The sequence below is a fragment of the Hoeflea sp. genome, assembly GCF_984452065.1.
Genome location: NZ_CFHWAF010000014.1, coordinates 1 through 22,131 on the forward strand (window position 1 = coordinate 1; position 22,131 = coordinate 22,131).

Sequence of the window (22,131 nt, forward strand, 5' to 3'; positions counted from 1 at the left end):
CTGCTGATTACCGGCGACGAGGAAGGCATCGCGATCAACGGCACCCGCAAGGTCGTGCAGACGGACAATATGATGGGCGGCAGCGCCGTTCGCTATGTCAGGGCCGCAGCGCCTGAAGGCTCTTATTCGGGCGAGACCGTGACCCAGACCGCCGGCGGCACATCCGTTACCGGCGGCGGAGAATTCAACGTTGAACGGGTGGGCAATGCCAATGCGCGCCGCGACGGCGTCGACGACGATTCGCAGACCTCATCGGTCAATATGAATGACGCGCAGCATGACAATGCCGGCCCGCAGAAACAGAACAATTCGGGTCCGGAAACCATTGAACTGCGCCCGACGCACTAAATTCGGCAGATTGCAGCCATGATCAAAAGGGGTGGCGTTCAGTCACCCCTTTTTCTTTATATACAGATGGTTATCCGGATATCTTCGAGAAGTCCGCGACCGGTTCCGTGGCCGTGCGGATGCGGCGCAACAGGGCCAGGCGGTTGGCCCGCACGGCGCTGTCCTCGGCATTGACAAGCACCTCGTCAAAGAATGCGTCAACCGGTTTGCGCAGGGCGCCCAGCGCCCGCATTGCCGCGCCGAAATCCTCATCGGCAATGGCCGATGCTGCGCCGTCCGCGGCTTTGTCGACCGCCGCGGACAGTTCCTTTTCCGCCGTTTCGCTCAGGAGAGCGGGATTGACGGTCCCGGCAATCGGCGTGTCCTTCTTTTCCTCCGCCGAAAGAATGTTGGCGGCCCGCTTTGTGCCGGCAAGCAGATTTCGCCCGTCATCCGTATCGAGCAGTTCGCCCAGCGCCTCCACACGCTTGAAGACCAGCAGAAGATCATCGGCGTCGGGGGAGATGACGGCATCGATCAGATCGTGGCGCGCTCCGTTGTCGCGCAGATAGACCTTGAGCCGGTCGTGGAAAAAGGACAGCAAGTCGTCACCGACACCGGCGCTTGCCAGCGGCAGGCGTATGTCGTTTTCCAGCACCAGCCGGATAACGCCCAGGGCAGCACGGCGCAGGGCGTAAGGGTCCTTCGATCCGGTCGGTTTTTCGTCGATCGACCAGAAACCGGTGAGCGTATCGAGTTTGTCCGCAAGCGCGACCGTCACCGCAACCGGGCTCGTCGGCACGTCGTCGGACGGTCCCTGCGGCCTGTAGTGATCCTCGATCGCGGCGGCGACATCCTCCGCCTCGCCCTGCAGCAGCGCGTATTTGCGGCCCATCGTGCCTTGCAGTTCGGGAAATTCGAAGACCGCTTCCGTCGTCAGATCCGCCTTTGCCAGCAAAGCCGCGCGATCTGCCTTTTTTGCCAGCGCAGCATCACCGCCGACAAAGGGCACGAGTGTTTGCGCCAGCGCACGAATGCGCGCCACCCGCTGCCCCTGTGTTCCAAGCTTCGCGTGGAACGTCACATCGAGCGCGTCGAGCTTCGCCATGCGCTGATCGAGCGGCTTTGACAGATCGAGCACGAAACGCTCCGCCGAGCGGGCGAGCGTTTCGATGTCAGGCAGGTCCGTCTGATCGGTTTTCCAGAAATGCAGCGCATCGGCGAGCCGGGCCCTGACGACCTTGCCGTTGCCGTGGGCAATCTCCCTGCCGCCGTCGACCGCCTCGACATTGGCGGTGATGATGAACCTGTTGCTCAGCGCGTTCTCCTCCCCCTGGGGACAAAGGACGAAGCATTTCTGGTTCTCCCTGATGGTCAGGCGGATGACTTCGGGCGGGATGGAAAGGAAATCCTCTTCAAACGCGCCCATCAGGACCACCGGCCACTCCACCAGTCCGGATACCTCCTCGAGAAGAGCCTCGTCCTCGACCAGCTCGAAGCCCTGGGCAAATGCCAGGTTGCGGGCATCGGACAGGATGATCTCGCGGCGCCGGTCGGCATCGAGCACCACCTTGGCCTTTTCGAGCTGCTCAACATAGTCGGAAAAACGCCGCACGGTGATGGGCTCCGGCGCATGGAAGCGGTGGCCATAGGTGACATTGCCGGCCGTCAATCCGTCGATCTCGAAATCCACGACGACGGGCTCTTCCGTCTCCGGCCCGAACGTGCAGACGATCGACTGCAGCGGCCGGACCCAGCGCAGAGCGCCCGGCCTGGCCGATGCCTCGCCCCAGCGCATGGATTTCGGCCAGGGGAAATTGCGGATGACCGCCGACATGAGCTCGGCGATGACGTTTTCCGCGTCGCGGCCGGGCTTTTCGATCACGGCAATGTAGAAATCGCCCTTCTTGGGATCGGATTTGACCGTCGCCTGGTCGATGGAGGTCAGTCCCGCACCGCGCAGGAAGCCGGCGACCGCCTTCTCCGGAGCATCCGTCCGCGGCCCCTTGCGTTCCTCGCGTATGTCCGCGGACCGGGCGGTGACGCCGCGCACATCCAGCGCCAGCCGGCGCGGCGTCCAGTATTCGCGGGCCGCTTCGTAGGTCAGTCCGGCGTCGACAAGCCCGTCGGTGACGAGTTTCTTCAGGTCGCTCGCCGCCTTGCGCTGCATGCGGGCGGGGATTTCCTCGGATCGAAGTTCTAGCAGTAGATCGGGCATCGTCTTTACGTCGCGTTCAGGAACCGATGGGCGTTTTCAATCAGGCCGGGCCGGGTCAAGGCCGCCGGCGTCGGTCTTCAGGAAGGCCTCGCCGCACATCTTGGAAAGATCGCGCACCCGCAGGATGTAGCTCTGGCGTTCCGTCACCGAGATGACACCGCGGGCATCCAGCAGGTTGAAAACATGGGACGCCTTGATGCATTGATCATAGGCCGGCAGCACGCATTCATGCCGATGCGGATCGGCGGCGCCGCGTTCAAGCAGGGACCGGCACTCGGCCTCGGCGTCGTCGAAGTGCCGCAGCAGCAAGGCGGTGTCGGCAAATTCGAAATTGTAGCGTGAATATTCCTGCTCGGCCTGCAGGAACACGTCGCCATAGGTGACCTTGTCGTTGTCGCCGCCGCCATTGAAGTTCAGGTCATAGACATTGTCGACGCCCTGCACATACATGGCGAGGCGCTCAAGGCCATAGGTCAGTTCACCGGCTACAGGCGAGCACTCTATACCGCAGACCTGCTGGAAATAGGTGAATTGGGACACCTCCATGCCGTCGCACCAGCATTCCCAGCCGAGACCCCAGGCACCCAGTGTCGGGCTCTCCCAGTCATCCTCGACAAACCGCAGGTCGTGCAGTTTCGGATCGATGCCGATGGCCTCGAGCGAACCAAGATAAAGCTCCTGCAGGTTGGGCGGCGACGGCTTGAGCAGGACCTGATACTGGTAATAGTGCTGCAGCCGGTTCGGATTCTCGCCATAACGCCCGTCCGTCGGCCGCCTCGAAGGCTGGACATAGGCGGCATTCCACGGGCGCGGACCCAGGGAACGCAGCGTTGTCGCCGGATGGAACGTGCCGGCTCCGACCTCCATGTCATAGGGCTGCAGGATGACGCAGCCATATTCAGCCCAGTAGGTGTGCAGCGCCAGGATAAGGCCCTGGAAGGAACTGGTCGGGTCGAGGTTTGTCGATTGCGCGCGCGCGGACGTGGTCATCGGTGCGGTCCGGTTCGAATTGAAGTGCGCGCGACAGGTGCCATGCACGCCCTGCGCGGTCAAGACTTTAGCTTGGAGTGATGGTCAGAATGCGGTTTCAGTGCTCGTCTTCGTCGCGTTCGACCCGGTATTCGCCGGTCTTGGGGTCCTTGACCAGCGTGCCCTGCGCACCGGCTTCCGATTCCTTTTCCTGCCGGCGCACCGATTTGCTGACGCGCTCGGCTTCCTTGAGGAAGCGCTTGTAACCCATCCAGCCGACGATCAGCACGGCTATGAACAGCAATATCTGGACTATTTCCGCCTCCCCGCGACGATCGCCGATTATCGCCGGCGTGCCCCCGCCGCGCAAGCAGATCGCGTCGTCAAAGCCCGTAACGCGACCATAGGGCGCGATCTTCGACAGCCTCGACCAGCCCGGATGCGGCGGCGCCGGCGATGCGGGTCGAGAAATCCCCCGTTCCGGCCCCGGTGACGCGGCGTCCGAAAAGGCCGCGCGGCATGGTGATCAGCCTGAACTTCGTCTTATCGCCATAGCGGTCCTTGAGAACGGAACGCATATCGCCAAGCGAATCGACGAGACCCAGTTCCTTGCCCCGGACGCCGGACCAGAAGAGGCCGGTAAAGAGGTCGTCATTGTCGGCGAGCTTGTCGCCGCGCCGCTCCTTGACCATATCGATAAAGATCTGATGCACCTCAAGCTGAAGCGATTTCAGGTGATCTATGTCGGCTTTCTTTTCAGGCTGGAACGGGTCGAGCGTGGCCTTGTTCTTGCCGGCGGTGTAGACGCGGCGGTCGACGCCGATCTTCTTGATCATCTCGTCAAAACCGAAACCTGACGAAACCACGCCGATGGATCCGACGATGGACGAGGGATCGGCGACGATCTCGTCACCGGCAAGGGCAATCATATATCCGCCGGAGGCTGCCAGGTCCTCGACAAAGACGTAGACCTTCTTTTCCTTCTCCTGCGCAAGATCGCGGATGCGCCGGAAGATCAGCCGCGATTGCACCGGAGAGCCGCCGGGCGAGTTGACGAGTATGGCGACAGCCGGCGTTTTTTTGTCGGCAAAGGCTTTTTCCAGCAAAGGCGCGGCCGTGGCAATGTTGAGCGCCGGGCGAAACTGCGACCCGCCCGCCATGATCACGCCCTGAAGCCGCACGACGGGAATCGTCGTCTCACTGGACCTGAAGCGACGCGGTAGCAGAGATTTGTAGAAAGCCATCTAGAGAGCCCGTATCCAATATCGAACGATCTCTGATGTATGTACTTTCCATCAAAACGCAATGCTGAAGTATGTGCCCCGCTTTAACGCGCGAGGAATGTCCGGCCATTGATCAGATCGTCGGCCGGGGGCGAAAGCCCGCCTTCATCGTCATGAACGAACACGGGTGGCCGCATGGTCAGCCGGGCACGGCTTGCGGCGATTGCGCTTATCAGGATCCGGTTTGCATTCTCTTCGGCACGCGGGTGGAGCGGAGTGATGTGAATGGCACCAAAACGGCCTTTGCAGGCTGCGAGGATGTCTTCAAGCGATTGAGGCCGCGCAATCAGGGACAATTGACCGCCCGGCTTGCAAACCGCCCCCGCCGTGCGCAACCACAACGGCCACATGTCCTTCGGCATGGCATGGGCTTCAGCTTTCAGCGGATCGGGCGTTGTACGGTCCGCCGCATCGTTGAAGGGCGGGTTCATGATGACATGATCGAAGGCCGCATCCGCCAGCCCGGCGGCAATGCGCGCGCGCCCGCTCAGGGTCACGTCGGCGTCGAGAACGCTTATCCTGTCCGCAAAGCCTCTGTTCTGAGGCAGTTCCGCCGATTGCCGCGCATAGCGCAGCATTTCACCGGAACGCTCGATCAACAGGACATCGAGATGCGGCGTCCTGCTTGCGACGGCTATGCCGGCAGCGCCCGATCCCGCGCCGAAATCGGCAAGCCGGCCGGTTGCATCAGGCGGCACGAGCGAGGCGAGCAGCATGGCATCGATGCCGGCGCGGTGGCCTTTGCCCCTGGGCTGTGCCAGGAAAAAACGGCCGCGGTGGAACGCATCGACCGTCGCTGCCGGCAGCCGGCTCTCAGCGGACCGGGCGCTCATTCATGTCTCGCGCAATTCATCGCCGAGGCCCGCTCCTTCGACGAGTTTGCGTGCCTCGTCCGCCCGGTCCGCGTCCACCATGAGACGGCGCGACAGGGCGTTGATCGATCCGTCGAGCACGCTCATATTCTCGTCGGCGATGAAGTACCGGATCCCGGCCTCCTTCAGGAGCGTGCCGACGAATGAAAGCGTGACAACATTGTTCGTGCGGATCAGTTCCTCCATAAGCTCAATCACCTTTCCGACCTGTGGCTGCACGATGACAGACGATCTGCGGCTTCGCCGAGCGCCATTGCCCATATATGCGAACTGGATGCGGTTTTGTCATCACAGCCGTCCCTGTGCACGATAAAGTGAGCCGATGTCATCAAACAATGACCTTGGACCGTCCGATTAAGCGAACATACGGTCTAAGTGCGTCGATTCTTCACTTGTCCCGCCACCGGCCAGTTTCTATTGTCTTTTTAAGTATATGAAGGAGTCTGTATTTTGGGCGTTGTCATTCCGCTTGAGGACAAGAACAGGAACACCGCGTCGGTCAAGCCGCTGGTGGACCTTACAAAATCCGATATGGGCCGGGTCAATCAGCTGATCCTCGAGAAAGCGGGCTCCGATGTCGAAATGATCCCGGAGGTCGCCAACCATCTGATTTCCTCGGGCGGCAAGCGTCTTCGCCCCATGCTGACGCTCGCTGCCGCGACGATGTTCGGCTATGAGGGCGACGGCCATGTCAAGCTGGCGACCAGCGTGGAGTTCATGCATACGGCGACATTGCTTCACGACGACGTGGTCGACGAAAGCGACCTGCGCCGGGGCAAATCGACGGCACGGATGATCTGGGGTAACCAGGCCAGCGTGCTTGTCGGGGATTTCCTTCTCGGGCAGGCCTTCAAGATGATGGTCGATGTCGGCTCCATCGATGCGCTGGACGTGTTGTCCACAGCCGCCTCGATCATCGCCGAAGGCGAGGTTTTGCAGCTTTCGGTAGCCAAGAACATGGAAACGACCGAGGACGACTATCTGGCCGTGATCCGGGCCAAAACCGCCGCCCTGTTTTCCGCGGCGGCCGAGGTCGGGCCGATCATCGCGGGCGCCGGCAAGGCCGATCGCGATGCCTTGCGGTCCTACGGCACGAATCTCGGCCTCGCCTTCCAGCTTGTCGACGACGTTCTGGATTACGGCGGAAGGGCGCAGGACCTCGGAAAGAATGTCGGCGACGATTTCCGCGAGGGAAAGATAACGCTGCCGGTGGTGCTGTCTTACCGCCGTGGCGACGACAATGACCGGGCGTTCTGGCGTTCGGCAATTGAAGAGGGAAACAACGACGATGCCGCGCTCGAAACGGCGCTTGCGCTGATCGCAAAGTCCAATGCCCTGAACGATACGATCACGCGCGCCGAACATTACGGCGCGATCGCGCGCGACGCGCTTGCGCCTCTGGCCGATACCGAGGCCAAGGCGGCGTTGCTGGAAGTCATCGACTTCTGCATCGACCGTATCAACTGACGCGCATTGCCGCTCTTGCCTCTTGCTTGCCGTGCTGGCCGAAAAAGGCCATGCTTTGGGTGAAATATGAGGATTCGTTATCGATGAAAACAGCAACGGGAGCGGGCAAGATGCGGCCCAGAATCTTCACACTGGCGGTGAGCGCCGCCGTTGCGGGCCTGCTGGCCGCATATCCGGCATCGGCGAACGACGAGGCGGACCGGGACCGTTTTGATTCAGGCAGGGTTGTCAGCTTTGCCGGCGCATTGCTCGCCGGACGCACCGCCGAGATAGACCGCGACGCCGAGACAGCGATTGAACTCTACCGCAAGGCGCTCGGGTTCGACGCGGACAATACCGACCTGCAGCAGCGGCTGATGGTGCTGCACTTCAACAATGGCGACTTCGAGGACGGCGTCACGCTGGCTGAAAAGCTGAAGGGCGATCCGACGATCGAAAGCACGGCAAGGCTGGCGCTGGGCATCAACGCGGTGCGTCAACGCGAATTCAAGAATGCCCAGAACCTGCTCGATTACGCCGGGGTCAGCGATCTGGAACGCCTGCTGCACGGGCTCCTGCAGGCCTGGGCCTATTTCGGCGACAGAAAGGGTGACAGGGCGCAGGAGACGATTGACGCCCTCGAAGGGCCGGAATGGTACGGGATTTTCAAGACCTACCACAGCGCGGTCCTGCAGGAGGCCCTCGGCAATCAGGACGAGGCCCGCCGCCTTTACACATCGGTTATCACCGACCAGAACAGCGCCGGCATGGCGCCCGACACATATATTGCCGCCTCCATGTCGCTCGCCGGGATGGAAATGCGGCTCGGCAACGCCCAGCGCGCCAGGGATGCGATCGCCACGGGAACGGCTTTCGCACCGGGCTATGCGCCGCTGCGCGCCCTGCAGCAGCGCATCGAGGCAAACGAGACGCCAAAGGCAGCCGTCCGCAATGCCGCGCAAGGGGCATCCGCGGTGCTTTATACGATCGGCAGCGCGCTCAACCGCAGCGGCGCGGAGGATTTTGTCTCACTCTATCTGAATTTCGCCCGGGCGCTCGATCCCAGGAACGCGGCAACGCTGATCATGTTGGGCAGCCTTGAGGAAAATCAGGGCAAGCCCGAAAAGGCCATCGCCCTTTACGAGGCGGTTCCGGAGGACTCGATCTTCCATCGCGTCTCGGAGCTTCAACTCGGCCTCAATCTCTCCGATCTCGGCCGGCTCGAGGAAGCCAAGGAGCACCTTCAGGCGCTGATTGAGGACGATCCGAGCGATATGCGTGCCTATCTGGCCTATGGCAGCGTGCTGTCGGAAGCCAGATCCTACCGCGAGATGGCGGATAATTACGATGCGGCGGTCCAGGCCATCGGCGTTCTTCCCGACCAGTCGCACTGGAACATATTCTATCAGCGCGGCATCGCCTATGAGCGCCTGAAGGAGTGGGAGAAGGCCGAACCGAATTTCGAACGGGCCCTGGAACTCAATCCGAACCAGCCACAGGTCATGAACTATCTCGGATATTCATGGATCGACATGAATATCAACCTCGACGAAGGGATGGAACTGATCCGCGAAGCGGTGCGGCTCAGGCCCAATGACGGCTATATCGTCGATTCGCTCGGCTGGGCCTATTATCGTCTCGGTGATTTCGAGAGAGCCGTCGAGGAACTGGAGCGGGCGGTCGAAATCCGCCCCGGCGACCCGACCATCAACGATCACCTTGGAGACGCCTACTGGCGCGCGGGGCGCAAAACGGAGGCGCGCTACCAGTGGGAACGCTCGCTGACCATGGAGCCGGAGCTCACCGAGATACCGAAAATCAAATCAAAGATCGAAAAGGGTTTGCCGGATTTGCCGGCGAAAACGCCGTCCGCTTCGAATTCGGATGGCGAGAAGAATGATGTTGACGGCTCGCTCAAGCGGGACGAGACGAACAACAAGAGCGGGATTAAGGAAGCGCCCGCAAGACAGACCACGGAATATAAGGTCAAGCCGGGGCAGACCTTGTGGACCATTGCCAACGAGGTACTTGGCGACGGGCAGCGCTATCGCGAAATCCTTCTGCTCAACCCGTCACTGCGCAATGGCGCCGATACGATCCACCCCGGGCAGATCATCCTCCTGCCCTGAAAGAAGTCCGGGTCACATGGGCGAGACCGCCGAAACCGCCTGGGCCAAGATCAATCTGGCCTTGCACGTCACCGGGCTGCGGGACGATGGCTATCATCTGATCGACAGCCTCGTGACTTTTGCCGATTTCGGCGACCGTCTGACCTTCTCACCAAGCGCCAGCGACACGCTGACGATCAGCGGCCCGTTTGCCGGCGATCTGAATGCCGATGACGACAATCTTGTTGCGCGCGCACGAGTGCTTTTGCGCGATCTTGCCCTCAGGCAAGGCGGCAAGGCCCCGCCGGTTGCCATTCACCTTGAAAAGAACCTGCCCGTCGCTTCGGGTATCGGCGGCGGCTCGGCGGACGCCGCGGCAACGCTGCGCGGTCTTGCCCGGGTGTGGCCGGTCGCCATCGACGATGCCGACCTGTTGAAAGCAGCGCTGAAGCTGGGGGCGGACGTCCCCATGTGTCTTTTGTCAAAGCCTTTGCTGGCGCGCGGGATCGGCGATCTTCTGGAACCGCTCGAAACCCTCGCGGCATTGCCCGTCCTCCTCGTCAATCCGCTTGAGGCCGTATCAACCCCCGCCGTGTTCGGCGCGCTTGAAACGAAGAGCAACACAGCCCTGCGGCTTTCGGAACCGCTCGGCGATATCGAGACTGTCATTGCGGCGCTGAAGCAAACGGGCAACGACCTCGACACGCCGGCAAGGCGCTTCGTTCCGGCGATCGCTGAGGTCGGCGCGGCGCTCGGGAAAACCGATGCGCTGTTCTGGCGCATGTCCGGGTCCGGTGCGACCTGCTACGGCATATTCCGCGATCCGGTTGCCGCCCGGCTTGCCGGCGACACGCTTCGCGATCAATATCCGCACTGGTGGGTGCAGGCCGCCACGACATACCGTGCGCCGTAGGAGTTTTTCATGTCCCGAATCGATGAATCGCGTCCATTCATTTCGGTCAGGATCGCCGTGCTGACCGTGTCGGACACACGCAGCCTGGAAGACGACAAATCCGGCTCGACGCTTGCGGGCCGGATCGAACATGCCGGTCACGTGCTTGCGGCGCGCGACATTGTCACGGACGATGTCGACCTGATCGCGGCGCGCGTCAAATCCTGGGCGGAGGATCCGCAGATCGATGTGGTCATCACGACCGGCGGCACCGGATTTACCGGCCGGGACGTGACGCCCGAGGCGGTGATGCCGCTGTTTGAAAAACAGATGGACGGTTTTTCCGAGGTGTTTCACCGCATCTCCTACGACAAGATCGGCACGTCCACCATCCAGTCACGGGCAACGGGCGGCGTTATCAACGCGACCTATGTCTTTGTGCTGCCCGGCTCACCGGGAGCCTGCAAGGACGCCTGGGACGGGATACTGAAAAACCAGCTCGACTACCGGCACATGCCGTGCAATTTCATCGAGATCATGCCGCGGCTCGATGAACATCTGAAACGCAGGAAATAGCGTTTGGGTCTGTCGCCCTCAGATTGAATCGAACCGGCCCGAGCGCCCGAAGCCCGACGCAAAACGGGCCGCGCCCTTTTCAGCTTCCTTGCGGATGGGCACCTGCCCTTCGATGCCCTCGAGTTTGAGCGCCTCTTTGAGGTCCAGGCCCCATTGTTCGTGGGCGGTCATACGGTCGGTCCGCAGGCATATCTGCGGGAAACGCGCGAGGTCCGCTGCGATCGACACCGCTTCTTCAAGCGCCTTTCCCTGCGGAACCAGCCGGTTGGCAAGCCCGAAGCTCAACGCCTCGCCGGCAGCGACGGGACGGCCGGTGAGGATCATGTCCATCGCCCGGCTGTGGCCGATGAGACGTGGCAGGCGCACATTGCCGCCATCGATCAGCGGCACGCCCCAACGGCGGCAAAACACGCCGAAGACCGCGCTTTCAGAGGCGACACGCATGTCGCACCACAGGGCGAGTTCAAGCCCGCCGGCCACGGCATGTCCCTCGACGGCGGCAATCACCGGCTTGGTGAGCAGCCGTCGCGTCGGCCCCATCGGCCCTTCTCCGAGCGGCTCATATTCAAACGTGCCCTCAGATACGGTTTTCAGGTCGAAGCCGGCACAAAAGGTGCCCCCGCTGCCGCAAAGCACGGCCGCAGACTGGCTGGTGTCGTTGTCGAAATTCTCAAAGGCCGACAGAAGCAATCCGGCGGTCTCCGGATCGACGGCATTGCGGCTCGCCGGGCGGTTGATGGACACAATCGTGACCGCATCCCTTCGCTCAACCAGGACCTTGTCTTCCGATTCGCCCATCTTGCGCCTCCTGCCCTTCTCGCATTCGCTGACAGGCGATGCTGACACCGCAGGCCGGTCCGGTCAACGCTGCGGATGCTGCACTGTGCCCTGCAGTTGCACCGCCTTGCCGGCGCCTTCCCCGAAACCGGTTGTTCTCATTTTTGTTCTTGATATGTTCTTATTCGTTTGCTAGGAATAAATTCACAACACACAGGGATGCAAGGGTGCTGCAATGAGCGATCTGGACCATTTCAGGCAAAACAGCCTCAATCCGGCAAACAGGCCGGACATCGCCGAAGCCCTTGCCGCGCATTCGGGCATGCGTGTTGACAGGAAGCGGCGGCGCGGGCGCGGCGCGGGCATCAACCCGAGCGGGCGTTTCGAGCAGCATGCCCGTCACATCTTCGATGACGGATGGGAAACCCTGGAAGACCTCCCGGCCTTCAAAACCGAGGTGCAGGTGGAAAAGCCACGCACCATCATCACCCGCAATCAGTCTCCCGACATTTCCTTCGACCGGTCGATCAACCCGTATCGCGGCTGCGAGCATGGCTGTATCTACTGCTTCGCGCGGCCGACCCATGCCTTCATGGGGCTTTCGCCGGGGCTGGATTTTGAAGCGCGCCTGTTTGCCAAGCCGGATGCTCCCAGGCTGCTTGAAAAGGAACTGGCGAAACCCGGTTACAAGCCGCGCGTGATCGCCATTGGCACCAATACCGACCCCTATCAGCCGATCGAGAGGAAATGGCGGATCGTGCGGCAGATCCTCGAAGTGTTGAATGCCTGCAATCATCCGGTCGGCATCGTGACGAAGTCGGCAAACATTCTTCGTGATACCGATATCCTGTCGCAGATGGCCGAAAAGGGCCTTGCCAAGGTGGCCCTGTCGGTCACCACGCTGGACGGCAAGCTCGCCCGCGCCATGGAGCCGCGGGCATCGGCGCCTGCCCGGCGGCTGGAGGCGATGCGCGGACTTTCGCAGGCCGGCATTCCGGTCGCGGTCATGGCCTCGCCGATCATACCGGGGCTGAACGACCATGAAATGGAACGTATCCTGGATTCAGCCAAAGCCGCCGGCGCATGCACGGCGAGCTATATTCTGCTGCGCCTGCCGCTGGAAGTCAGTCCGCTTTTCCGCGACTGGCTCCTGCGCCACTATCCGGACCGCTACAGGCACGTCATGTCGCTGGTTCGCTCCATGCGTGGCGGCAAGGATTATGACGCCGAATTCAAGAAGCGCATGAAAGGCAGCGGCCCCTATGCCTGGCAGTTGGCGCGGCGCTTCGAAATCACCGCAAAGAGGCTGGGGCTCGACAGCAGATGGCGCTCCTTGCGCACCGATCTGTTTACCCCTCCGCTTGGATCGGGAGTACAGCTCAACCTTCTTTGATGCAGCTTCGCCATGACCGCGTACCCCGACTGCGGTCATGACGGTGGTTCCCTCCACCAAGCCGCCGCCGGATTCCCGCCACCTGTGCCTCACACTGGAATCCGGCATCCCCGAGCAATGACCTCCGGCTTCTGCCGTCCGGAGACACGCTCTGAATGGAGGGACTTGCAGGGGATTGGGTGGGCGTGCGAGTTTGCCGCACAATGTCTCGCACCCCACCTGATTCTCGCTCGCAGGCCGACCTGTTCGCTCCGGCGGGCGACGGACCGGATTTCAGTTTTGAACGTGCTGCCGGCGCGCCGCAGCGGCTGGTGGCCGGTGCCGACGAGGCCGGACGCGGACCTCTTGCCGGGCCTGTCGTTGCCGCAGCCGTGATCCTCGACCCGGACAATGTTCCGCTCGGTCTCAATGACTCCAAGAAACTCACGGCCCGCCGGCGCGACGAGCTCTTCGAACTGATCCTCATGCATGCCGAGGTGTCCATTGCCTCGTCCGGCCCGGCCCGGATCGACCGGACCGATATCCTGAAAGCGAGCCTTGATGCGATGCGCAGGGCCGTCAACGCCCTGCCCCGTGCGCCCGACAGCGCGCTCATCGACGGGCGCGACGTGCCGCCCGGCCTGTGCTGCCAGGGCAACGCGGTGATCAAGGGCGATGCGCGTTCGCTGTCGATCGCGGCCGCCTCCATCGTCGCAAAGGTCGCGCGGGATCGGATGATGCAGCGCTCAGCCGAGCGCTTTCCCGTTTTCGGCTTCGAACGCCATGCCGGCTACGGAACCGCGGCGCACCGCGAAGCCATAGCCGAACACGGTCCCTGCCCGCTTCACCGTATGAGCTTCAGACCCATGCGCGGCGAAGGCTGATTGCACGGCATCACTGCGCCGGTCAGGCGGTGCGTTCCACCGCCTGACCGCGAGCCTCGCGGTGGGCGATGAAGATCGAAGCCGAGACAATCAACGCCGATCCAAGCCAGAGATTTCCGCCCGGCACAAAGCCGAACACGATCCAGCCCGCGATGACGTTGAGGGGCAGCTTCACATGGTCGAACGGCTGGACATAGGCCGCGTCGGCGCTGGCATAGGCCCGCACGATCAGCCATTGCGCCGCCATCGTCATGATGCCGGCGACAACCACGAGCATGGCGGCAGTGAGGCCCGGCACGACAAATCCGCCCGATCCGGCGGCCAGACCGGCATTGATCGGTGTCAGCAGCACAAGCATGTAAAGGGTTATGGTCCGCGTCGAATCAAATGCCGTGAGGCGCTTGGTCATCAGCGAGGTCGCGGCCCAGAAGACAGCGGCGGCGACGGGCAGCAGCGTGGCGGACGTGAAGGCGTCGGACCAGGGCGCAAGGATGATCATGCCGCCGGTAAACCCGAGGGCGGTCGCGGTCCATCGGGCGATGCCGACCCTTTCGCCCAGAAACAGGCCGGCGCCGAGCGTGACAAAGAACGGCGATGTCATGATCAATGCGATCGCCTGCCATATCGGCACATGGGCGAGACCGGCAACCCAGAGCTGGACGCCGATCGCCGCCATCGCGACCCGTAAAACATGTGCGCCGGCATATTCGGTCTTGAGCACGCCAAGGCCGGTGCGCATGACCCACGGCAAACAGCACAACATGGCGACGAGATATTGCCAGAACGCCGCTGCGGTCGGTGCCATGCCGATACGCATGGTCACGGCCTGGAGTGACGTGTTGACCACCGCAAAGGCGGCGCCCGCGGCAATCATGAAAAGCGCCCCGGCAACAGCACTGCTGTTCGAGACCACGAAGGCGTTTGAGTGAGATCTTGTCTGATTCATCATGTGTTCCTTCCAGAACCTTAGAGGAATCAGGGCAACAGGCGTGAATGCGGGCCTTCCGCGCACGGAATGACCAGCGTCTCAACCCGTTCTCTTCCATCCGGACTGTAACCGTCGGCTTCGGATTTGCACCGAATCTGCTGACCCCGATCGTTGGGACCGGGCGCTCGCGGGCTTCGAATTCCGGCGCTTGTGCCGGGCTTCGTTACCGCCGGTGGGGACTTCCACCCCGCCCTGAGAACGAATGCAGCGGTGCCTTGATGCACCGCTGCAACGCCATAGATAAACCAGTTGCGGAAAAAACGAAAGGCCGGGAAAACCCGGCCTTCCAAAAATCAGATCTGAACACGGCTTAGTTCAGCCGCTCCTTCAGTTCGGCGACGGACGATTTGAACAACTCGCCCGTTGTCTTCTCATCGGCCTTTTCGGCAATGATGGTCTGCGCGGCAGAGACGGCAATATCGACCGCCGATTGCCTGACCTCGTTGATTGCCTCGGCTTCGGCGAGCGCGATCTTCTGCTCGGCCATGGCCGTGCGGCGTTTCACGTAGTCGTCGGTCTTCTGACGAGCGTCGGCCACGAGACCGGCCGCCTCGTGTTCGGCGGCGGCGATCACCTCGCTGGCTTCCTTCTCGGCGTCCTTGCGTTTGCGCTGGTATTCGGCGAGCAATTGCTGCGCTTCCTCGCGCAGGCGCCTTGCCTCGTCAAGCTCGCCGCGGATCTTGTCGGCGCGGTCGTCGAGCGACTTTGTCAGCATGCCCGGAACCTTCAGATAGGCGAGCAGGGCAAGAAAGAGAATGAGGGATACAAGCGCCCAGAATGAAGCATCCATCAGTCCCTCCCCTCGGCCGCAGCCTTGACGGCAGCACTGAGCTTGGCCTTGGTCACCGTTCCGCCGATGAACTGGCTGACGATGGCGGCTGTCGTGTCGGCGGCAATTGCGTCGACTCCGGCAAGCGCCTTTTCCTTCACGCCGGCGATCTCGGCCTCCGCCTTTTCGAGCTTCTGCGTCACCTCGGCCTCGACCTTGGCGCGCTCCGCATCGGCATCGGCCTTGGCCGAATCACGGGCGGCCTGGGCGATCTCGTGGGCTTTCGACTTGGCGTCCGCCAGTTCCTGCTCATAGGCCGCGAAGGCCTGATCGGCCTCTTCCTTAAGCCGGTTGGCTTCGTTCAGGTCCTGGGCGATCCGGTCGCGGCGCGTTTCGAGAATGCCGGCGATCCGCGGCAGCACAACGCGCGACATGAACAGGTAAAAAAGGCCGAACGTGATGAAGAGCCACAGAAGCTGGGATGCATATGTGGAACTGTCAAAGGGCGGAAATGACCCCTCCGCCGCATGTTCGGCGGTCTCGGCAGTGGCTGCATAGGCCGCTGTGACGAACATTGTTGCCTCCAAAATGGCGCCGCGCCGTTCCAGGCCGCGCGTCAAGCGCGGCCGGTACGCCTGCCCGAAAGATCAGACAGCGAAGAGGAGGAGCAGTGCCACGAGCAGCGAGAAGATGCCCAGTGCTTCCGTCACGGCAAAGCCGAAGATGAGACGGCCGAACTGGCCATCAGCGGCCGACGGGTTGCGCAGAGCGCCCGACAGGTAGTTGCCGAAAATCGTGCCGAGGCCGATACCGGCGCCACCCATGCCGAGACATGCAATGCCTGCGCCGATGTATTTTGCTGCTTCCGCTTCCATGATGAACTCCTTCGAATGGGATAATTGCGGCTGTTGATCGGGCGGCGGAGCCGCCTGTTTCTTCTCCTAGTGTCCGGGATGCAGGGCGTCATTGAGGTACATGCACGTCAGCACCGCAAAGACATAGGCCTGCAGGCAGGCCACCAGAAATTCCAGACCGGTCAGGGCGACGGTCATGATCAGTGGGAGGATCGCACCACCGATACCGAGCGCTCCAAGCGCGCCCAGCGAGGTGACGAACCCGGCGAAAACCTTGAGCGTGATGTGCCCGGCCAGCATGTTCGCGAAAAGGCGGACGGAAAGGCTGATCGGGCGCGAAAGAAATGAAATGACCTCGATGGCGACCACCAGCGGCAAAAGCAGGCCCGGCACGCCGCTCGGCACAAAGAGGTTGAGGAAGCCGAGACCGTGCTTCATGAAACCGTAGATCACCACGGTGCCGATCACCAGGATGGCGAGGGCGAAGGTGACGATGATGTGGCTGGTGACCGTAAAGAAATAAGGAAACATTCCCAGAAGGTTAGCCACAAGAATGAACATAAAGAGCGAAAACACCATCGGGAAGAAACGCATCCCCCCGGATCCCGCCCCGTCCCTGAGCATCGAGGCCACGAATTCGTAGCACATCTCCGACACCGACTGCATGCGGCTTGGAACCATGCCGCGATTGGATGTCGTGAGGAACAGGAAGCCGGATGCAACGGCAACGGTCGCAACCATGAACAGCGACGAGTTGGTGAATGAGAAGTCGAGACCGCCCACTTCAATCGGAATGAGCTTGCTGATCTGGAACTGGTGGATCGGATCGTTTGCCACCGGATGCCTCTCTCTTTGCGCCGGCCGGTTCAGCCATCGGCGTTATGGTTGCTGCCCTCTTCGTCCTTCCGGCCCGCACGGTTCTCCGCCACAAGGCCTGCCGAACGCATGACATTCAGAACTCCCGCCACGAAACCGAGAAGAAGGAATATGATCATCCCCCACGGCGTCGTCCCCAGGAAACGGTCGATCAGATAACCGAGAAGCGTGCCAACGAAAATCGCTGCGACAAATTCGGTGGAAAGTTGAAATGCCTTGGCGTAGGACGACTTGCCCGCCCACTCGGCTTCTTTCCCCGGTTTGTCCTGCGGCCGGCGGGAAGCAAGTTCCGCTTCCAGCTGCCTGCGACGCTCCTCAAGGTCATCGGTCTGATCGGTCCGTTCGTCATCGCCAGGAGCAGTGTTATCTGTTCCTTTGTTTTGCGCTGGTTTTCGCATGAAAGTCGCGCTCCACAAGGTGCCTGACAATTTGGAACGGGACCGTTCCGAAGTCGCGCGCAACATAGTTTTCCGCCCATGCCAAGTCAAGGCGGCTTCGCCGGCGCTCCACTTGCAAATTATGCAAGTAAAAACATATGGTTATAGAGAATACGGCGATTCCCGATGCTTTCGCTCCATAGAATCACGCGGCATTGCGGCACTTTGACCGCACGACGCACGCCGGCACGCTGTCGGCGGCGCCACTAGCAGCAGCGCAGAACGGGCATGTTGGCGGCAAAGAACGCCTCGCTCAAGGCCAGCATAGGCGCACGGGACGGGGTGAAAAGGTAAACGACGTCCCAGCGTTCGGTCATGGCATCGCTGCCGATGACCGCCAGACCGTAAACCCCTTCGAGTTCGGCTCGGAACCGCATCGGAAGGTCGCTGCCGTAACCGCGCCAGTGATAGTGGCTCTCCGGCGCTGCGCGGCCGAGCTCGAAGGTTTCCACGCAAAAGGCGGTCACCGGCACCGTGACCTGCAGAACGCCGTCCGCGCGCAGAATGCGAAGCAGTTCACGCATTCCGGCAAAGTCATTCTCGACATGTTCGAGCACGTGATTTGCGATGATCCAGTCGTAACTCGCATCGGACCGTTCGATGGCGCTCAGATCGAGGCTGTTTTCCTCCTCGAACACCGAGACCTCGAAGTGTTTGAAGCGTTCCCTCGGGGCGGCGATGTCACGGGAGAACTGCAGCGCTTCGGCCGAAACCAGCATCTCGTCGGGAAGCGCATCATAGACCTGCCTTATGATCCGATGGCGCTCCAGCGATGTGCAGGTGACGCAGCGCGGCTTTTGACCGTTCCTCGCCAGCCTGCCGGAGGGGCCGGGCCGGAACGTCGTTCCGCCGCAGATATTGCAGGTGGGCATCGCTCACTCCTTCACGCCGCCTTCCTTGAAATCGCGGACATGAAATAGGCGTGGCCGCGCGCGGCGGCAAGCGCCAAAACAAGCTTGTGTGCGAACGTGAAGAACAGCACCGGACCGCGTATTGTCAGTCCGGGGCGGTCTAACTCCAGCCGCCCCCATGCGTGCGGTAAAAGATGTGCAGACCGATCCGGCCGACACGTTTCATCTTGCGGGCCCATTTCGGGCGGACATAGGTGGCATGGTAATGGGTCGACGAGCCGACCTCATCCAGCCAGATCTTGCCCGCCGTCACGGCCATCGCGACATCGCCGGCAATGTTCCAGTGGCGTTTGGAGCGGACGCGGTCGCGGATACCGTCGCAGGCAAAGGAGAACTGGCAGCGGTTGCGCCAGCGCTTGTTCTGGTAGACTACGCCGCAGACCGTCTTGGGATAGGCCGGATTGCGGACGCGGTTCAATATGACCTGGGCGACGGCGGCCTGGCCCTTGACCGGCTCGCCCCGTGCCTCGAAATAAATGCCCGCCGTCAGGCAGCGCTGCTCACCCTTGGAGAAAACATGCGCGGGAAGTGCATGGCCGGCCCAGGCATGGTCGTTCTTGGGGACCGGCGGAAAGAACCGGCCGGCTTCATCGTTGTCCGCGAGCACGGAGGCAAAAGGCGAAACTTTTGCATAGTCCGGTTTGGCGGGCGCGTAGGCCGTTGCCAGAACGTCCGGCTTGTCGTTGGTGACCAGGCCGGCGAGCATGACCGGCACATTGCCGGCTTCGGCCGCTTTTCTGCGGGCGTGGAAGACCGTTGCGATCTGCACTTCCCTGCCCCTGATGTCGGGATCGACGAATGCCATCCGCACCGCATCGGCTTCGGGCGGGCCGATCACCATGCTGCGGCGTTCGAGTATGGAGCCGGCGGAAAAATTCTTCGGCGGCGCGACGGGCACGCTGGTCGTCACACGTCCGCGCTTTTGATCGCGGGTGACCCGGTCCTCGTCCGGTCCGGCGTCGGTCGCGCCGGATTTGTGGCGAAAGGCGATCGTGCGGCCATCGGGTGTCTTCATGCTGACCGGGCTGCTGGTGGACCCGGTCGTTATCGGGTCGGTGAAGACAAGTTCGGCATTGTGGATGGATCCTGCGGGCGCATCGACAAGATAGGTCTGCCAACGCACATTGCCGCTGGAAGCGCCGGAGATCACGCTTGCCATGTCCGAATACGCGGTTGTCGATGTCGAAACGAAAAACGCCAACGCCCCGAAAGCGACGGGAGCTGACCAGCCCCGGTCAATCGACGCAAGCCGGCCCAAAACGGCTAATCCATGACGCACTTAACTACTCCGACACCCGTACTGAACACTATCGTTCGGATGATGGTGTATTAACCTTTATGGAGCGTTAATCGGGCGGCCGCGCCCTTTTCTTTACTTGTTCGATAAAGAATTATTTCACGCGTGTAGCATTGTGCCGGAAGCCGCTTGCGGTCAGCGACGCTTGCGGCGCGGCGCGTATGGATTGTCGCCCTTGCGGTAGGACACACGGATCGGAACGCCCGGCAGATCAAAGTCCTGGCGCAGGCCGTTGACGAGATATCGCGTATAGGATGCCGGCAAGGATTCGGGGCGGGAACAGGAGATGACGAAGCCCGGCGGACGGGCCTTGATCTGCGTCATATATTTCAGCCGGATCCTGCGGCCGGAGACCGCGGGCGGCGGATGCTGCACCTGCATCGTCTCAAGCCAGCGGTTGAGCTTTGAGGTCGACATTCGGCGGTTCCAGACCTTGTGCGTGTCGACGACCGCCTGCATCAGCTTGTCGAGCCCGGCTCCGGTCAGCCCCGAAACCGGCACGGCCCTGATGCCGCGCACCTGAGGCAGAAGGCGCTCGGTCTTTTCCCGCAGATCCGACAGCGTCGCCTGGCGATCCTCGATCATGTCCCACTTGTTGAAGATGATCACCGGGGCCCTGCCCTCGCGGACGACAAGATCGGCAATCTGAAGGTCCTGTTTCTCGAACGGAACATCGGCATCGAGCACGATCACCACCACCTCGGCAAAGCGGATGGCGCGCAGGGCATCGGCAACGGAGAGTTTCTCGATCTTCTCCTGAACCCTTGCCTTGCGTCGGAGACCGGCGGTGTCGAACATCTTGATGCGGCGGCCTTTCCACTGCCATTCCACGGAAATGGAATCGCGGGTGATGCCCGCCTCCGGTCCGGTCAGCAACCGGTCTTCGCCGAGGAAACGGTTGATCAGCGTAGATTTGCCGGCATTCGGCCGCCCGACAATCGCAACCCTTAGCGGCTTGCTTTCGTCATAGGCGGTGTCCTCTTCTTCCTCGTCATCGCTCACTGGAGCGATATCGATATCGGTTTCCGCTTCGTCCTCATCGTCAATGGGAAGGGCACGGTCTTCGCCGATCGCTTCGACGATCGCGTCGCGAAGATCGAGCATTCCCTCGCCATGTTCGGCGGAAATCGGGCAGGGTTCGCCGAGACCCAGCCGGTAGGCGTCGAGAAGACTATCCTGCGCGCCCCTTGCCTCGGCCTTGTTGGCGACCAGGACGACCGGTTTGCCGCGCTTGCGCAGGATCGTCGCCAGGGTCTCGTCGGCCGGTGTCAGCCCCAGTTTCGCATCAATGAGGAAAAGCGCCATATCGGCCTCGTCGATCGCCGCCTCGGTCTGGGCGCGCATGCGGCCTTCCAGCGTGTCGGGACCGGTTTCCTCAAGGCCGGCCGTATCGATGATGCCGAATTTCAGGTCGACCAGCTTCGCATCGCCGGGACGGCGGTCGCGGGTCACACCGGGCGTGTCGTCGACAAGCGCAAGCTTGCGGCCGGCCAGCCGGTTGAACAGCGTCGACTTGCCGACATTGGGCCGGCCCACAATCGCAACCGTAAAGCTCATTTGCGTCTCGCTACCCGCGCGGCCGAAGCCGCGCTCATCAGGACTGCTGTCCGCCCAGCCCGCTTGCGGCGATGACGTCCAGCATGAGCTGCGCGCGCTGAGACACGCCGGCGGGAACGCCCGTGTCATCGGCTATCTGCTGAAACCACTGTCTCGCCTGGATCAGCTCTCCCTGTTTCCAGGCCGCGAGGCCAAGCGCCTCGCGCGCCGAATGACGCATGGGGTTGTCGGCGCCGCTCAGGACCTCGACCTGAACGGCGACGTCCTCATAGGACCCGTGATCGACCAGCAGATAGGCCGCCCGCACACGGGCGATATCGCGGATGGCCGCCGGAACACCGCGATCGTTGCCGATGGTGGAAAAATCGGAAATGGCGGCCTGGTAATCGCCTGAGTCGGCAAGCACGGTCGCCGCCCGCATGCGCGCCAGGGCCGCATAGGCACCATAGCCGTCGCTCTCGAGAGCGCGAAGCGCCTCAAGCGCTTCGTCCTGCCTGCCTTCGCGGGCAAGGTTGAGCGCCGCGAGGAACGCGTCTCCGGACTTCGATGCCTGGCTTTCCTGCCAGTATTCGTAGCCGCGGTCCGCCGCCGTGCCCAGAACAATGAGGACGGCCAGGGCGATGATGTATTTGCCGAAGCGCTTCCAGATGGACTTCATCCGGTCTGAACGCAGTTCCTCGTCAACCTCACGGATAAAACTGTCGTCGGACATGATATG

Annotated in this window: 24 protein-coding genes and 1 riboswitch; of the genes, 7 read left to right on the top strand and 17 right to left on the bottom strand. The window is 62.0% G+C overall.

The window, feature by feature from the left end:
* On the top strand, positions 1-348 hold a 348-nt coding region (locus AC5E6N_RS04585), incomplete at its 5' end, for a hypothetical protein (protein ID WP_491746709.1).
* Positions 349-418: 70 nt separating this feature from the next.
* On the opposite strand, the gene glyS is transcribed toward AC5E6N_RS04585, so the two are convergent.
* The 6 genes from glyS to AC5E6N_RS04615 form a co-directional block, all read right to left on the bottom strand.
* Complete coding sequence (gene glyS, locus AC5E6N_RS04590) at positions 419-2,545, bottom strand: glycine--tRNA ligase subunit beta (RefSeq protein ID WP_491746710.1); 2,127 nt, start codon at positions 2,543-2,545, stop codon at positions 419-421.
* A gap of 36 nt (positions 2,546-2,581) precedes the next feature.
* On the bottom strand, positions 2,582-3,535 hold the full coding sequence (locus tag AC5E6N_RS04595) for a glycine--tRNA ligase subunit alpha (RefSeq protein WP_491746711.1): 954 nt from the start codon (positions 3,533-3,535) through the stop codon (positions 2,582-2,584).
* A gap of 97 nt (positions 3,536-3,632) precedes the next feature.
* Complete coding sequence (locus AC5E6N_RS04600) at positions 3,633-3,830, bottom strand: NfeD family protein (protein WP_491746751.1); 198 nt, start codon at positions 3,828-3,830, stop codon at positions 3,633-3,635.
* A gap of 67 nt (positions 3,831-3,897) precedes the next feature.
* Positions 3,898-4,758, bottom strand: a complete 861-nt coding sequence (locus tag AC5E6N_RS04605; RefSeq protein ID WP_491746712.1) for a S49 family peptidase — start codon at positions 4,756-4,758, stop codon at positions 3,898-3,900.
* An 83-nt stretch (positions 4,759-4,841) separates the two neighbouring features.
* Complete coding sequence (locus AC5E6N_RS04610; protein ID WP_491746713.1) at positions 4,842-5,630, bottom strand: tRNA1(Val) (adenine(37)-N6)-methyltransferase; 789 nt, start codon at positions 5,628-5,630, stop codon at positions 4,842-4,844.
* Complete coding sequence (locus tag AC5E6N_RS04615) at positions 5,631-5,855, bottom strand: putative signal transducing protein (protein WP_491746752.1); 225 nt, start codon at positions 5,853-5,855, stop codon at positions 5,631-5,633. It lies immediately after the preceding gene.
* A 264-nt stretch (positions 5,856-6,119) separates the two neighbouring features.
* Between AC5E6N_RS04615 and AC5E6N_RS04620 the strand changes: the two genes are divergently transcribed.
* From AC5E6N_RS04620 to moaB, 4 genes are all read left to right on the top strand, one after another.
* Positions 6,120-7,136, top strand: a complete 1,017-nt coding sequence (locus AC5E6N_RS04620; RefSeq protein ID WP_491689950.1) for a polyprenyl synthetase family protein — start codon at positions 6,120-6,122, stop codon at positions 7,134-7,136.
* 83 nt (positions 7,137-7,219) lie between these two features.
* Positions 7,220-9,244, top strand: a complete 2,025-nt coding sequence (locus AC5E6N_RS04625; RefSeq protein ID WP_491746714.1) for a tetratricopeptide repeat protein — start codon at positions 7,220-7,222, stop codon at positions 9,242-9,244.
* 16 nt (positions 9,245-9,260) lie between these two features.
* Positions 9,261-10,136 (top strand): 4-(cytidine 5'-diphospho)-2-C-methyl-D-erythritol kinase, encoded by an 876-nt coding sequence (locus AC5E6N_RS04630; protein WP_491746715.1) that lies wholly within the window; start codon positions 9,261-9,263, stop codon positions 10,134-10,136.
* Positions 10,137-10,145: 9 nt separating this feature from the next.
* Positions 10,146-10,691, top strand: a complete 546-nt coding sequence (moaB, locus tag AC5E6N_RS04635; protein WP_491746716.1) for a molybdenum cofactor biosynthesis protein B — start codon at positions 10,146-10,148, stop codon at positions 10,689-10,691.
* A gap of 18 nt (positions 10,692-10,709) precedes the next feature.
* Here the strand turns inward: moaB and AC5E6N_RS04640 are convergent, their stop codons facing one another.
* Positions 10,710-11,489: a crotonase/enoyl-CoA hydratase family protein gene (locus AC5E6N_RS04640; protein ID WP_491746717.1), complete on the bottom strand. Its 780-nt coding sequence runs from the start codon at positions 11,487-11,489 to the stop codon at positions 10,710-10,712.
* A 214-nt stretch (positions 11,490-11,703) separates the two neighbouring features.
* Here AC5E6N_RS04640 and AC5E6N_RS04645 point away from each other — a divergent pair, with 214 nt between their 5' ends.
* Positions 11,704-12,861, top strand: a complete 1,158-nt coding sequence (locus AC5E6N_RS04645) for a PA0069 family radical SAM protein (protein WP_491746718.1) — start codon at positions 11,704-11,706, stop codon at positions 12,859-12,861.
* A 203-nt stretch (positions 12,862-13,064) separates the two neighbouring features.
* The gene (gene rnhB / locus AC5E6N_RS04650) at positions 13,065-13,724 is read left to right on the top strand and encodes a ribonuclease HII (protein ID WP_491746719.1); all 660 of its coding nucleotides are present in this window, start codon (positions 13,065-13,067) and stop codon (positions 13,722-13,724) included.
* Between the two features lie 22 nt (positions 13,725-13,746).
* Here rnhB and AC5E6N_RS04655 read toward each other — a convergent pair whose 3' ends face one another.
* The 10 genes from AC5E6N_RS04655 to AC5E6N_RS04700 all read right to left on the bottom strand — a co-directional run bounded on the left by AC5E6N_RS04655 (position 13,747) and on the right by AC5E6N_RS04700 (position 22,125).
* Positions 13,747-14,670: a DMT family transporter gene (locus AC5E6N_RS04655; RefSeq protein ID WP_491746753.1), complete on the bottom strand. Its 924-nt coding sequence runs from the start codon at positions 14,668-14,670 to the stop codon at positions 13,747-13,749.
* A gap of 84 nt (positions 14,671-14,754) precedes the next feature.
* A riboswitch (FMN riboswitch) is annotated at positions 14,755-14,916 on the bottom strand.
* A gap of 106 nt (positions 14,917-15,022) precedes the next feature.
* The gene (locus tag AC5E6N_RS04660; protein ID WP_491689942.1) at positions 15,023-15,502 is read right to left on the bottom strand and encodes a F0F1 ATP synthase subunit B; all 480 of its coding nucleotides are present in this window, start codon (positions 15,500-15,502) and stop codon (positions 15,023-15,025) included.
* Positions 15,502-16,056, bottom strand: a complete 555-nt coding sequence (locus AC5E6N_RS04665; protein ID WP_491746720.1) for a F0F1 ATP synthase subunit B — start codon at positions 16,054-16,056, stop codon at positions 15,502-15,504. Before AC5E6N_RS04665 ends, AC5E6N_RS04660 begins: the two co-directional genes overlap by 1 nt.
* 72 nt (positions 16,057-16,128) lie before the next feature.
* Positions 16,129-16,356, bottom strand: coding sequence for a F0F1 ATP synthase subunit C (locus AC5E6N_RS04670; protein ID WP_131569648.1), 228 nt, complete (start codon positions 16,354-16,356; stop codon positions 16,129-16,131).
* A 66-nt stretch (positions 16,357-16,422) separates the two neighbouring features.
* Complete coding sequence (locus AC5E6N_RS04675) at positions 16,423-17,172, bottom strand: F0F1 ATP synthase subunit A (RefSeq protein ID WP_491746721.1); 750 nt, start codon at positions 17,170-17,172, stop codon at positions 16,423-16,425.
* Between the two features lie 29 nt (positions 17,173-17,201).
* Positions 17,202-17,699, bottom strand: coding sequence for an AtpZ/AtpI family protein (locus AC5E6N_RS04680; RefSeq protein ID WP_491746722.1), 498 nt, complete (start codon positions 17,697-17,699; stop codon positions 17,202-17,204).
* A gap of 155 nt (positions 17,700-17,854) precedes the next feature.
* Positions 17,855-18,520 carry a class I SAM-dependent methyltransferase gene (locus AC5E6N_RS04685; protein WP_491746723.1) on the bottom strand — a complete coding sequence of 222 codons (666 nt, stop codon included), beginning with the start codon at positions 18,518-18,520 and terminating at the stop codon, positions 17,855-17,857.
* Between the two features lie 139 nt (positions 18,521-18,659).
* On the bottom strand, positions 18,660-19,838 hold the full coding sequence (locus AC5E6N_RS04690) for a cell wall hydrolase (RefSeq protein ID WP_491746724.1): 1,179 nt from the start codon (positions 19,836-19,838) through the stop codon (positions 18,660-18,662).
* 153 nt (positions 19,839-19,991) lie between these two features.
* Positions 19,992-21,413, bottom strand: a complete 1,422-nt coding sequence (gene der, locus AC5E6N_RS04695) for a ribosome biogenesis GTPase Der (protein ID WP_491746725.1) — start codon at positions 21,411-21,413, stop codon at positions 19,992-19,994.
* 37 nt (positions 21,414-21,450) lie between these two features.
* On the bottom strand, positions 21,451-22,125 hold the full coding sequence (locus tag AC5E6N_RS04700) for a tetratricopeptide repeat protein (protein WP_491746726.1): 675 nt from the start codon (positions 22,123-22,125) through the stop codon (positions 21,451-21,453).
* Positions 22,126-22,131 lie beyond the last annotated feature (6 nt).